Source organism: Loktanella fryxellensis (assembly GCF_900110065.1).
GTDB classification, from domain to species: domain Bacteria; phylum Pseudomonadota; class Alphaproteobacteria; order Rhodobacterales; family Rhodobacteraceae; genus Loktanella; species Loktanella fryxellensis.
The window spans coordinates 63,876-76,535 of the sequence record NZ_FOCI01000015.1; the positions used below are offsets into that span (position 1 = coordinate 63,876).

A 12,660-nucleotide genomic window follows, 5' to 3' on the forward strand; every position below is an offset into this window, starting at 1 on the left:
CCGGACCCCGTCGGGGCTGCTTGAGGGGATAGATCCATGACACATCCGGTTTATGGCCGCATAGACGGTGCCGTCGTCATCATCGGCTTCGGTTCCATCGGCAAGGGCACGCTGCCGCTCATCGAGCGGCACTTCGAATACGACGCGAGCAGGCTGGTCGTCATCGACCCGGACCCCGCGACGCACACCTTTCTTGCGCAGCACGGCCACCGTCACCTGCAGGTGGCGCTGACGCCGGACAACTACCGCGCGATCCTGACCGACCTTCTGGGGCAGGGCGGGTTCTGCGTGAACCTGTCGGTGGATACCGACAGCCTCGATCTGATGATCCTGTGCCGCGAATTGGGTGCGCTCTACATCGACACGGTGACGGAACCCTGGGCCGGGTTCTATTTCGACACGGAACACAACGCCGACCGCACGAACTATGCCCTGCGCCAGCGGGTGCGCGACCATGCGGCGGCCCATCCGGGCGGGCCGACGGCGGTGTCGTGCTGCGGTGCCAACCCCGGCATGGTGTCGTGGCTGGTCAAGGACGCGTTGATGACCTTGTCGCAGGACATGGGCCGCGACGATCCCGTGCCGCCGGGCCGGGCGGGCTGGGCCGCGCTGATGCAGTCGCTCGGCGTCAAGGGCATCCATATCGCCGAACGCGACACGCAGGCCCGCCGCCTACCGCGTCCGCGCGGCACCTTCGTCAACACATGGAGCGTCGAGGGCTTCATCGCCGAAGGGTTCCAGCCCGCCGAACTGGGCTGGGGGACACACGAGACGTGGTTTCCCGACAACGGCCACCGCCACGCGACGGGCTGCGGGGCCGCGATCTGGATGGACCGCCCCGGTGCGATCACCCGCGTCCACACCTGGTGCCCGACGCCCGGCCCGCAGTTCGGCTTTCTCGTCACCCATAACGAGGCGATCGGCATTTCCGATTACTACACGGTGCCGGGTGTTGGCGGCGATCCCGCCGCACCCGCCTATCGCCCGACCTGCCACTATGCCTATCACCCCTGCGACGACGCGGTGCTGTCCCTGCACGAGATGTTCGGATCGTGTCGCCAGCAGGCGGTGCACGAAATCCTGACCGTGGACGAGATCGTCGAAGGCAGCGACGAGCTCGGCGTGCTGCTCTATGGCCACGCGCGCAACGCGCTGTGGTATGGCTCGCGCCTGTCGAACGCGCAGGCGCGGACGCTGGCCCCTTACCAGAACGCGACGGGGCTGCAGGTCACGTCCGCCGTTCTGGCGGGCATGGTCTGGGCGCTGGAAAACCCGCGTGCCGGCATCGTCGAGACCGACGAGATGGACCACGCCCGGTGTCTGGCCGTGCAGCGCCCCTATCTGGGCGCGGTCGAGGCGCATTACACCGACTGGACGCCCCTGACCGACCGCTGGGCGCAATTCCCCGAGGATATCGACGACAGCGATCCCTGGCAGTTCCGCAACGTGCTGGCGACCTGACGCAGGGTATCCGGCCCCGACGGGCCAATACGCCCTGCCCGATGCCCTTGGTCCGCGCCGGTCCCGCACGGGTGACACCTTGGCACTGGTCAGGCCCCGCCCGCGTCGCTAGAACGACGCGGAGCCCATCATCTGACGGAAGTGCTGTTCCATGACGATCACCCCACGCCCCGGCATCATGGACATCGCGCTTTATCAGGGCGGTGCGTCCCACGTCGAAGGCGTGTCGAACGTGCTGAAGCTGTCGTCGAACGAGAACCCCTTCGGTGCCTCGCCAAAGGCGAAGGACGCCTTCCTGCGCGCGGTCCACGACCTGCACCGCTATCCGGTGACCGACCACAGCGCCCTGCGGCAGGCGATCGGTGACGTGTGGCACCTCGATCCCGCGCGGATCATCTGCGGCGTCGGCTCGGACGAGATCCTGCACCTGCTGGCGCAGGCCTATGCGGACGAGGGCGACGAGGTCATCTATACCGAGCACGGCTTCGCCATCTACCGCATCGTGGCGCTCGCGGCGGGTGCCACCCCCGTCGTCGTGCCCGAGCGGGAGCGGGTGATCGACGTGGACGCGGTCCTTGCTGCCTGCACCGACCGCACCCGGCTGGTCTATATCGCGAACCCCGCCAACCCGACCGCCACGATGATCGGTCAGGCCGAAATCGCCCGTCTGGCCGAAGGTCTGCCACCCCGCGCACTGCTGGTGCTCGACGGTGCCTATGCGGAGTATGCCGAAGGCTATGACGGCGGACGCGGTCTGATCGACGGGCGCGCCAACGTCTTCATGACGCGCACGTTTTCCAAGATCTACGGGCTGGGCGGCTTGCGGATCGGCTGGGGCTACGGTCCGCAGCCGATCATCGACGTGCTGAACCGCATCCGGGGGCCGTTCAATTTGTCGGGCGGCGCGCTCGCCGCCGCAGAGGCCGCCGTGCGCGACACCGACTATACCGAAAAGTGCCGGATCGAGAATGCCCGCTGGCGCGACTGGCTGTCCACCTCGCTGGCGGAAATGGGCGTGCCGTCCGACACCTCCACCGCGAACTTCATCCTCGCGCGCTTCGCGTCCGAGGCGGAGGCGGTCGCCTGCAACGCCCATCTGCTGAGCCAGGGGATCATCGTGCGGCATCCGGTCAGCTATGGCTTTCCGCATTGCCTGCGCATCACCGTGGGCGACGAATCCGCCTGCCGCCGGGTCGTGCACGCCATCGGTCAGTTCAAGGGCGCGCGATGACCGTGATCTACGACCGGGTCGCGCTGATCGGGCTGGGCCTGATCGCGTCGTCCATGGCGCTGGCGATGCAGCGCGGCGGTCTGGCGGGCACGATCACCGGCTATGCCCGGTCGGCCGAAACCCGCGCCACCGCCCGCGAGATCGGGCTGTGCGAGGTTTTCGACTCGGCCGCAGAGGCGGTGGCAGACGCCGATCTGGTCGTGCTCTGCGTGCCCGTGGGCGCGATGGGCGATGTCATGGCGCAGATCGCACCGGCGTTGAAGCCGGGGGCGACCGTGTCGGATGTCGGCTCCGTCAAGCGGGCTGTGATCGACGCGGTCGCGCTGCATGTGCCCGAGGGCGTGCATTTCGTGCCCGCGCACCCGCTGGCGGGGACCGAGCAATCGGGGCCGCGCGCGGGCTTTGCCAGCCTCTTCGACAACCGCTGGTGCATCGTCGTGCCCACCGAAGGGACCGACCGCGCGGCGGTGGACCGCCTGTCCGACCTGTGGCGCGGCATGGGTGCAAACCTCGACGAGATGGACGCAGACCACCACGATCTGGTGCTGGCCGTCACCAGTCACACGCCGCACCTGATCGCCTATACGATGGTCGGCGTGGCCGACGACCTGCGCCGCGTCACCGACAGCGAGGTCATCAAGTATTCCGCCGCCGGTTTCCGCGACTTCACCCGCATCGCGGCCTCCGATCCGACGATGTGGCGCGACGTGTTCCTGACCAACAAGGACGCGACGCTGGAAATCCTCGGGCGCTTCACCGAAGAGCTGTTCGCCCTGCAGCGTGCGATCCGCACCGGCGACGGCGATCACCTGCACGCCTATTTCACCCGCACCCGCGCGATCCGGCGCGGAATCATCGACGCGGGTCAGGACACCGACGCGCCGAATTTCGGCCGCGGACCGGTCCAGCGGTGAGAGGGGCGGCGTTCGCCATGGTCTGTGCACTGGCCGCAGGGCAGGCGCATGCCGCGGGGCCGGACGCCACGCTGCGCCCCAGCCCGCGCCCGGTGACGGAAGCCGCGCCTGCTGCCACCGATGCGGCTGATCCGGCAGCCACGATCGACTCCGACATCACCGAGGTCCTGCGCCCGGTGTTGCGGCCCGACGCGGCCATCAGCGTCGCCACAGCACCTACGACCCGCCGGATCGCACCCTCTGCGGTGCTGAGCGCGCTTGCCCCCCGCGCCACCGAACGCCCGGAAGTGCGACCCGCCGCATTTGCCACGCGCGAGGCGCCGCCAGCGGCACCCGTGCCAGCCCCCGCACCTGCGCCGCAGCAATCCGCGCGCGGGTCGATCTGCGACGATCCCGCCATCATAGGCGAGGTGATCGCCGACATCGACGGCCCCGGCCAGTGTGGCGTCGATGGGGCCGTGCGCGTCCGGTCTGTCGCCGGCGTGCCGCTGAGCGAGGCCGCCACCATCGACTGCACCACAGCGCGGGCGTTGCGCAGCTGGGTCACGAATGGGGTCGTGCCCGCCGTAGGCGGCACCGGCGGCGGCGTGGCGAGCCTGCAGATCATGGGGCACTACACCTGCCGCAACCGCGTGGGGGCGGGTGGCCCCGCCCGCATGTCCGAACACGGCATGGGCCGTGCCGTGGACATCGGTGCCATCCGTCTGCAGAACGGGCAAGAGATCAGCGTGCTGCGCGACTGGAACAATGGTTCTGCCGGGCAGGCGCTGAAGGCGATGTGGCAGGCGGCCTGCGGCCCGTTCGGTACCGTGCTGGGGCCGAACGCCAACGCGGCGCACCGGGATCACTTTCACTTCGATACCGCGCGTGGACGATCCAGCAGCTATTGCCGCTGACGCGGGATGCGCTCCGCGAGGGCGCATTTGCGGCAAGATGATGCGGGGTCTTGGCGGCTGGTCGCGACCCCGGATCCTCCGGGGGGCGTTTTCGGGTCAGATGAAACCGGGCGAGCGACCTGCGTCCGCGCTGGCTTTACCCCATGCGGTGCCGGGCCTATAACGCGCGCATGTTGATCCGGGTGGGCCATCGAATTATCGCCCCGGCGCGCTGACGGCCAGCGCCGCCGGGCCTGTTTCGTGCCGCCATCCCCCTCATCTGCCCCCTGCCAAAGGACGCAACCCATGTGCGCCGACACCCCCGATCAGACTGCCTCGACCGTCGATTACAAGGACACCCTGAACCTGCCCCGGACCGAGTTTCCGATGCGCGCAGGCCTGCCCAAGCGCGAGCCGGAATGGCTGGCGCGATGGGAGGAGATCGGCGTCTATGACCTGCTGCGCGGCAAGGAGAATCGCACGCCGTTCATCCTGCACGACGGCCCACCTTATGCGAACGGGCATCTGCACATCGGTCATGCGCTGAACAAGACGATCAAGGACATGATCGTCCGGTCGCGCCAGATGATGGGGTTCGACGCGCGCTATGTGCCCGGCTGGGACTGCCACGGTCTGCCGATCGAATGGAAGATCGAGGAGCAGTACCGCGAGAAGGGGTTGGACAAGGACGATGTGCCGGTCAACGATTTCCGCGCCGAATGCCGCAAGTTCGCGGCCCATTGGGTCGACATCCAGCGCGAGGAGTTCAAGCGCCTCGGCATCACCGGCAACTGGGCCGACCCCTATCTGACGATGGATTTCCACGCGGAGGCCGTGATCGCGGCGGAGTTCCAGAAGTTCCTGATGAACGGCACGCTCTATCAGGGCTCCAAGCCCGTGATGTGGTCGCCCGTGGAAAAGACGGCGCTGGCCGAGGCCGAGGTCGAGTATCACGACAAGGAAAGCCACACGGTTTGGGTGAAGTTCAAGGTCACGGGCACTGGTGATGCGACACTGGACGGCGCGCATGTGCTGATCTGGACGACGACGCCGTGGACCATGCCCTCCAACAAGGCCGTCGTCTGGGGGCCGGAGATTTCCTATGGCCTCTACGAGGTCACCGGGCGTCCGGAACAGTCATGGGTCAGCATCGGGGACCGCTACCTGATTGCGGACAAGCTGGCCGACACCGTGATGCAGAAGGGGCGGCTGGAGCCGTCGATGTATCGCCGTCTCTGCGACGTGACCCCGGTCGATCTCGAGAAAATCCGACTGCTGCATCCGCTGGCGGGTGCCGACGACGGCTACGGCGAATGGGACGATCTCCGCGACTTCCGCGCCGCCCCCTTCGTCACCGCTGACGAAGGCACCGGTTTCGTGCATTGCGCGCCCAGCCACGGGATGGAGGAGTTCGAGCTTTACCGCGATCTGGGCATGCTGGAACAGGTCATCACCTACAACTTGACCGAGGATGGCACATTCCGCCCCGACCTGCCGTTCTTCGGCGGCAAGGCGATCTTTCGCGACAAGCCCAAGAACAAGTCTTGGGAAGGTGACGCCAACACCGCCGTCATCGACAAGCTGATCGAGGTCGGCGGGCTGTTCGCGCGCGGCAAGATCAAGCACAGCTACCCGCATTCGTGGCGATCCAAGGCGCCGGTGATCTATCGCAACACGCCGCAGTGGTTCGCCGCCATCGACCGCCCCGTGGGCGACGGGCAGGACACGCACGGCACCACGATCCGCCAGCGTGCGCTGACCAGCATCGACGATCTGGTAACGTGGACGCCGCCGCGTGGCCGCAATCGCCTGCACGCGATGATCAGCCAGCGCCCCGACTGGGTGCTGTCGCGCCAGCGCGCCTGGGGCGTCCCGCTGACCTGCTTCACACGGCGCGGCGCGCTGCCGACCGACCCGGATTTCCTGCTGCGCGACGACGCGGTCAACGCCCGCATCCGCGACGCTTTCGAGGTCGAGGGTGCCGATGCGTGGTACGAGGAGGGCGCCAAGGCCCGCTTCCTGAGCGCCGACTACGACCCGACCGAGTGGGATCAGGTGTTCGACATCCTCGACGTGTGGTTCGATAGCGGCTCCACCCACGCCTTCGTGCTGCGCGACCGGGCGGACGGCGCGCCCGACGGCATCGCCGACGTGTATATGGAGGGGACAGACCAGCACCGCGGCTGGTTCCACTCCTCGCTCTTGCAGGCCTGCGGCACGCTGGGCCGCGCGCCCTACAAGGCGGTCGTGACCCATGGCTTCACGCTGGACGAAAAGGGCATGAAGATGTCCAAATCCGTCGGCAATACCACGGCGCCCGAGACGGTCATCAAGGAATACGGCGCCGACATCCTGCGCCTGTGGGTGGCGCAGTCGGACTACACCTCGGACATGCGGATCGGGCCGGAAATCCTGAAGGGCACCGCCGACAGCTATCGCCGGTTGCGCAACACCATGCGCTTCATGCTGGGGTCGCTCGCGGACGTGACCGACGCCGACCGGGTCGGGCGCGACCAGATGCCGGAGCTGGAACAGTGGGTGCTGCACCGGCTGGCCGAACTCGACGGCGTCGTGCGCAAGGGCTATGCGGCCTACGATTTCCAGGGCGTGTTCCGGGCGATCTTCGACTTTGCCACGCTGGATCTGTCGGCGTTCTACTTCGACATCCGCAAGGACGCGCTCTATTGCGACGGCGACACGGCGCGGCGGCGTGCGGCGCGGACGGTGCTGGAACTGCTGTTCGACCGCCTGACCACGTGGCTCGCCCCCATCCTGTGCTTCACGATGGAGGAGGTGTGGCTGGAACGGCATCCGGGCCCGGTGTCGTCGGTCCACCTGCAGGACTTCGCCGACACGCCCGCCGACTGGCTGGACGCGGACTTGGCGGCGAAATGGGCAACGGTACGCCGCGTCCGCCGCGTCGTCACCGGCGCGCTGGAGGTGGAGCGCACCAACAAGGTCATCGGTGCGTCACTGGAGGCGGCCCCGCTGGTCTACGTCTCCGACGCCGAGGCGGCGATCCTGCGCACCCTGTCCTTCGACGATCTGTGCATCACCAGCGGGATCGAGATCACGACGGATGCGGCACCGCAGGCAGCGTTCCGGTCCGACGAGGTGCCCGACGTGGCCGTGGTCTTTGACCGTGCCGAGGGGTCGAAGTGCCAGCGCTGCTGGAAGATCCTGCCCGACGTGGGCAGCCACGCGCATCCGGGCGTCTGCGCGCGCTGCGACGCCGCGTTGAGCTGACCACCACCGCCCCGGTCCTGCCGCCCCGCAGGACCGGGGCACAGGAATGCGCCGGGCCCGATCGGGGCCGCACCGCATGACGCTGGCCGTCTTTGTCGCGGTGCTGGCGGCGGCGGCGCTGCATGCGGTTTAAAATGCCCTGATCCGGCGCGGGGCCGACAAGCAGTCGGCGATGCTGGTGCTGACGTTGGGCAATGCGCTGGCGGGGCTGGCGGTGGTGGCCACGCGGCCCCTGCTGCAGTGTCAGGTCTGGGCCTGGATCGCGTCCTCCGGGCTGATCCACACGGCCTATCAACTATTCCTTGCCTACGCCTACGACCGTGGTGACCTGAGCCGGGTCTATCCGCTGGCCCGCGGCGGTGCGCCGATGATCGTGCTGGCCGTCAGTGCGGCCCTCGCGCTCGACCCGGTCACGGGGACCGAGGTGGCGGGCATCCTTTTGCTGGGTGCAGGGCTAACCGTAGTGGCGCGGGAGGTGTTCACCAGCGGCGAAAGCTGGCGGATGCTGCCGATGGCGGCCGGGGCTGCGGGGGCGACGGCGGCCTATACGCTGACCGACGGGATGCGCGCGCGGATCGGTGGCGACCCGCTGGCCTAAACGGGCTGGCTCCTGATCGCGGCGGCGGTGGTCTATGTGCCGGTGATCCTTCGCTTGCGCGGGCCGGGTGGCGTACCGCGCGTGGGCCGCGTGTGGGGGATCGGTCTGGTGGCGGGGGCCTGTTCGTTCGCCGCCTATGCGTTCGTCGTCTGGGCCATGACGCAGGCCCCTATCGCACTGGTCGCGGCGGTGCGCGAAACGTCCATCCTCGTGGCGGTGCTGATCGGCTGGCTTGCCTTCGGCAAGGGTCTGGATCGTCAGAAACTGGCCGCCGCCCTGCTGATCGTCGCGGGGGTCGGCCTGACCCGGATCTGATCGTTGCTCATCCCTCGCGGCCGTAGGCGATCTGCTGTGCCGCACCAGCCAGCGTCAGATAGATGCTGGTCACGATCAGCCCCCAGTGCGCCCAGCTTCCGGTGTCGAAATCGGCGCTGGCGGCCCAGCCGGCGAACACTACCCAGCCCAGTGCCATCGGCAGCGTGACGGCGCGCCAGCGGCGGGTGCGGACGGGATGCACGAACTTGACCGGCACGAACATGGCGATGGCCAGCAGCGCCACAACGGCAAGGCAAATCCACCACGCAGGCTGGATCGCGAACAGCACCAGCACCAGCATGTTCCAGCACCCCGGAAAGCCAGAGAAGGAATAGTCCGTCGTCTTCATCCGCCGGTCGGCGAAATACATCGCCGAGGTGAAGGTGATGATAAAGATCGCGACCCACCCCGACCAGCCGTCCATCAGGCCAGAGCCATAAAGCGCATAGGCCGGGATGAACACGTAGGTCAGATAGTCGATGATCAGATCGAGCAGCACCCCGTCGAACTCTGGCGCGTTCGTGTCGACGTCGTAACGGCGCGCCAGCGGCCCATCGATGCCATCCACGAAGAAGGCGACGATCAGCCAGACGAACATCTCGGTCCAGTCCGCATCCACGGCGGCCAGCATGGCCAGCATGGCGAAGACCGCGCCCGTCGCGGTCAGCAGATGAACGGCGAGGGCTTTCTGGCCGAGGGTTCCGAAGGTCATGGCATAGGCTTTCGCGAACTGATCCTGAAAGGCGACCTTAGAATGGATGTGGCCCGGATTGTAAGGGTCGGACGCCTCCGGCGGGGGAGTATTTGGGGCAAGATGATGATGCAGGCCCGGGCGGCTGCGGCGGTCGCGGTCGGGACGGGGCCGGGACGGTGCCTGCGGGGGCGTTTGTCCGGTCAGATGACGGGGCGGGGCTCTTGTCAGGCGCGGGGGTGGGCCGCGTCGTAGACCGCCATCAGGCGGGCGGCATCGACGGCGGTGTAGGCCTGCGTCGTGGACAGGCTGGCATGGCCCAGCAACTCCTGAATGCTGCGCAGGTCGCCGCCGGCGGTCAGCAGGTGGGTGGCAAAGCTGTGGCGCATGGCGTGTGGCGTGGCGGTGGCGGGCAGTCCCAGTTGCAGGCGGGCCTGTTCCATGACCTTCTGGATCGCCCGCGGGTTCAGCGCCGCCCCGCGCACGCCCCGGAACAGCGGGCCGCCGTCGGTCAGGTCGTGCGGACACAGGCGGACATAAGTGGCGACGGCATCGCGCGCAGCGGACAGCACAGGCACCAGACGCATCCGCCCGCCCTTGCCGGTGATGCGCAGGGTGGCGGGCAGGGGGCTTTGTTGCGTGGTCAGCGACAGCGCCTCGGAGATGCGCAGGCCCAGACCGTAGAGGACAGTGACGACGGCGGTGTCGCGGGCCGCGACCCAAGGCTCCGCTGCCTGACATTCCACCCGGTCGATCATGTCGCGGGCTGCGGGTTCCGCCAGCGGGCGGGGCAGCTTGCGTGTGAACTTGGGGCTGCGAATGGTCAGCACGGCGGTCGGCTCGAACCCTTCGCGGTCCGACAGCCAGCGGTAGAAGGTCTTGACCGCCGACAGGCTGCGCGCAAGCGACCGCGCGCCCACGCCCCGGCCGCGTTCATGCGCCATCCATGCGCGCATGTCGCCGGTGGTCAGCCGCGCGATGGGGCCAAGGCCCAGCGCATCGCCGTGGTGCAACTGCATGAACGCCAGAAACCCCTGCACATCGGCGCGATAGGCGGCGATCGTGTGGTCGGCGGCATCGTTCAGCGCGGCGCAATGATCCAGCCAGTCGGCCAGGGCAGCACTCAGCTGCGGTGCGATCATACCCCCGCCGACAGCCACCGGCGCATGCTCCGCTCGAACACGCCGCCGAAGAAGGTCAGCAGGTCGGTGCCCTGCTGGGGCGTGAACAGATGCGGATCCTCCGACCCCATGACCAGCATGCCGGGCAGGCGACCTGCCCCGAGGTCGAGTTTCAGGCACGCCTCCGACCGGATGTCGGCGGCACGCTCGCCGTAGACTTCGGTCCCGTGGCCCTGCACCTGCCGCAGGGTGACGACGCGCACCGGGATGTCGCGGTCGCGGGTGATGTAGCTGTCGCAAAAGCCCGGACGCCCCACGTTCAGCACGGCCCCCAGCTGGCGAATAGTGGGATCGTCGCCGTCGCCTTCGCTTTCCAGCACCAGGCGCATCACGTCCACGCGCAGGGTGTCGGCCACGTCGCCTGACAGGTCGCGCAGGAACGTCTCGAACCGGGTGGCGTCCATCAGGCGCAGCACGGCCCGGTGGATCTGGTTGGTGCCCGCGAGGTTCTCGTAGGCGGCGGCGATCACGCTGCGGTGCGTATCCTCCAGCCGGTCGAGGCGTGATTCGAGCCGTTCCATCGCGATGCCGCGCAGATCGACGATGTTGCCGCCCATCGCCTTCTCGTTGGCCCCCACGAGGGCGCGCATGATGTCCTGGTCATCCAGCAACAGATCGGGGTCGGCGATGATCCGGTCACGGACCGGGCCATCCATCAGGGGTGTGGTGTTCATGGGCTGCTCTGCTCTTGTTTTGGGGCAGCATAGCAGGTAGCGGTGCCGCGTCAGCCCTTTTCGCGCAGGTTGTGGGGCGGGTGAGGCGTTTTGGTCGCGGTGGGATGCATCCGCCAATGGCCGCTATGCGAGTGAGCCGCAGCAAAGGTTACGTGAGACCTCGATTCACTGGTGCGGCCCAGTGCGTCGAGTTCTATCGTCACCTGCAGAGCAATGTAGGCCAGTTCCCTAGCGGATAGCGAAAGACCCTTTTGATATCGCGATTTGCTGTGCGCAGGCAGCCAACTGGGTGATGGCAAAGCGAAAGGCGCTTAGCTTTATAGAACGCAACAACCTCAGTTATGTCCAAATATAGAACAAGGATTGGTGAGATTTTGTACCGCTTATGAAAGCGCCTGTAGAGTTTTGATGATATCAGATCCCAAGCTACGTGTGTTCTTTGGGTTTCCTTGGCTATTCAAGACATCTACGCCGATTTCTAAAGCAATCCTTTTCAGAGCAGCTATCGTGTTGGCGTGAGCCTTACCCATATGAGTAACTATGATTGTCGCATTTTCATACTGAACGATAGTCTCGTTTTTGTACTTCGCCTCGGCAACGATCATAAGTTTGGTAAAGTTAGGCGTTACAGTCGATTTCTTGTAAGTAGAGATATAATATTTTCCGCCCTTCACTGTAAGCAGCTTTAGGGCGTCTTGTGCAGAGCAATCCAGAACCTCCTCAATGGAAGCTTCATCGCCATCGAAGTTCAGGCGCAGAACGAGGATCCGATCAACCAAGCCAAAGGTTGCCTGGTTGAAGGTGACATGAGTTGATGACGTAATCGTTTTGACAGAAACACGCTCGCCCCGAGCCGTCACTATGTCGTAGCCCAATTGATTTGTTGCCAATGCCATTTGTCCGCGCGTGATCATTGCGGCATAGAGCTCCCCAATGCGGCCAGTAAGGTGGGGCAGGCTTGACGGTTGGACACCCCAGCTTAACTCCCGCTCGAGCCAAGATAAAGCCTCTCTAAGGGACTTTATGATCTGAGCCTGACTGATTGTATGCAGCGCTTTCGGTGCTGACATGGAAGAAGGCGTTTCATTGTCGATTGGTTCATCAAGTTCGAACTGCGTAAATCCTGTTTGTTCCAGAGCTTGATCAATGCTCGAAACTAATGACTCGATGCTATCAGCGGCATACTGTGCTTCAAGGGGTGCGGGTGGCGGGGTGATGGTGACCCCATTCGTGTTACTACTATCATACCCAAACTTATTGTTTCTCATAAGGAGTTTCCTGGAAATCCCAAGTAGTTTTGGGAGTTTATAAAATACATCGTAGACTGAGGCGATACGGACGATGGTGCACTTGTAGCACAGTCCGGGACGACTTGTTCAGACCACTATGTGCCGAAATACTGCAAAAAAACTCATTCCAGTCGACTGGCTGTGACTTTTACAGAAAATCGAAACTTCAATTCACCGCCTCCCCC

At 65.9% G+C, this 12,660-nt stretch carries 11 protein-coding genes; 7 read left to right on the forward strand and 4 right to left on the reverse strand.

Translation table 11 applies throughout. The annotated features are described in order from the left end of the window. Positions 1-36 precede the first annotated feature (36 nt). From BMX16_RS12100 to BMX16_RS18305, 7 genes are all read left to right on the forward strand, one after another. Positions 37-1,461, forward strand: a complete 1,425-nt coding sequence (locus BMX16_RS12100) for a homospermidine synthase (protein WP_089903850.1) — start codon at positions 37-39, stop codon at positions 1,459-1,461. A 151-nt stretch (positions 1,462-1,612) separates the two neighbouring features. Continuing rightward, positions 1,613-2,692, forward strand: coding sequence for a histidinol-phosphate transaminase (gene hisC / locus BMX16_RS12105; RefSeq protein WP_089903853.1), 1,080 nt, complete (start codon positions 1,613-1,615; stop codon positions 2,690-2,692). Then, positions 2,689-3,606, forward strand: coding sequence for a prephenate/arogenate dehydrogenase family protein (locus BMX16_RS12110; RefSeq protein WP_089903856.1), 918 nt, complete (start codon positions 2,689-2,691; stop codon positions 3,604-3,606). Before hisC ends, BMX16_RS12110 begins: the two co-directional genes overlap by 4 nt. 17 nt (positions 3,607-3,623) lie before the next feature. Next, positions 3,624-4,502, forward strand: a complete 879-nt coding sequence (locus BMX16_RS12115; RefSeq protein ID WP_089903858.1) for an extensin-like domain-containing protein — start codon at positions 3,624-3,626, stop codon at positions 4,500-4,502. A gap of 285 nt (positions 4,503-4,787) precedes the next feature. Further along, a complete protein-coding gene (ileS, locus tag BMX16_RS12120) occupies positions 4,788-7,727 on the forward strand; it encodes an isoleucine--tRNA ligase (protein ID WP_089903861.1) in 2,940 nt (979 codons plus the stop codon). Positions 7,728-7,899: 172 nt separating this feature from the next. Continuing rightward, positions 7,900-8,325 carry a hypothetical protein gene (locus tag BMX16_RS18300; RefSeq protein WP_342707821.1) on the forward strand — a complete coding sequence of 142 codons (426 nt, stop codon included), beginning with the start codon at positions 7,900-7,902 and terminating at the stop codon, positions 8,323-8,325. A gap of 12 nt (positions 8,326-8,337) precedes the next feature. Beyond that, positions 8,338-8,640: an EamA family transporter gene (locus BMX16_RS18305; RefSeq protein WP_342707822.1), complete on the forward strand. Its 303-nt coding sequence runs from the start codon at positions 8,338-8,340 to the stop codon at positions 8,638-8,640. A 7-nt stretch (positions 8,641-8,647) separates the two neighbouring features. On the opposite strand, the gene BMX16_RS12130 is transcribed toward BMX16_RS18305, so the two are convergent. From BMX16_RS12130 to BMX16_RS12150, 4 genes are all read right to left on the reverse strand, one after another. Continuing rightward, complete coding sequence (locus tag BMX16_RS12130) at positions 8,648-9,352, reverse strand: CDP-alcohol phosphatidyltransferase family protein (RefSeq protein WP_089903864.1); 705 nt, start codon at positions 9,350-9,352, stop codon at positions 8,648-8,650. A 206-nt stretch (positions 9,353-9,558) separates the two neighbouring features. Further along, positions 9,559-10,473: a tyrosine recombinase XerC gene (locus BMX16_RS12140; RefSeq protein ID WP_089903870.1), complete on the reverse strand. Its 915-nt coding sequence runs from the start codon at positions 10,471-10,473 to the stop codon at positions 9,559-9,561. After that, positions 10,470-11,186, reverse strand: coding sequence for a DUF484 family protein (locus BMX16_RS12145; protein ID WP_089903873.1), 717 nt, complete (start codon positions 11,184-11,186; stop codon positions 10,470-10,472). The genes BMX16_RS12140 and BMX16_RS12145 overlap by 4 nt, the downstream gene beginning before the upstream one ends. Positions 11,187-11,569: 383 nt before the next feature. Then, on the reverse strand, positions 11,570-12,454 hold the full coding sequence (locus tag BMX16_RS12150) for a DUF6998 domain-containing protein (RefSeq protein WP_245731513.1): 885 nt from the start codon (positions 12,452-12,454) through the stop codon (positions 11,570-11,572). Positions 12,455-12,660: the final 206 nt, after the last annotated feature.

Coding starts and splice junctions, on each gene's coding strand:
- BMX16_RS12100 (WP_089903850.1), top strand. CDS start 37: ATGACACATCCGGTTTATGGCCGCATAGACGGTGCCGTCGTCATCATC.
- hisC (WP_089903853.1), top strand. CDS start 1,613: ATGACGATCACCCCACGCCCCGGCATCATGGACATCGCGCTTTATCAG.
- BMX16_RS12110 (WP_089903856.1), top strand. CDS start 2,689: ATGACCGTGATCTACGACCGGGTCGCGCTGATCGGGCTGGGCCTGATC.
- BMX16_RS12115 (WP_089903858.1), top strand. CDS start 3,624: ATGGTCTGTGCACTGGCCGCAGGGCAGGCGCATGCCGCGGGGCCGGAC.
- ileS (WP_089903861.1), top strand. CDS start 4,788: ATGTGCGCCGACACCCCCGATCAGACTGCCTCGACCGTCGATTACAAG.
- BMX16_RS18300 (WP_342707821.1), top strand. CDS start 7,900: ATGCTGGTGCTGACGTTGGGCAATGCGCTGGCGGGGCTGGCGGTGGTG.
- BMX16_RS12130 (WP_089903864.1), bottom strand. CDS start 9,352: ATGACCTTCGGAACCCTCGGCCAGAAAGCCCTCGCCGTTCATCTGCTG.
- BMX16_RS12140 (WP_089903870.1), bottom strand. CDS start 10,473: ATGATCGCACCGCAGCTGAGTGCTGCCCTGGCCGACTGGCTGGATCAT.
- BMX16_RS12145 (WP_089903873.1), bottom strand. CDS start 11,186: ATGAACACCACACCCCTGATGGATGGCCCGGTCCGTGACCGGATCATC.
- BMX16_RS12150 (WP_245731513.1), bottom strand. CDS start 12,454: ATGAGAAACAATAAGTTTGGGTATGATAGTAGTAACACGAATGGGGTC.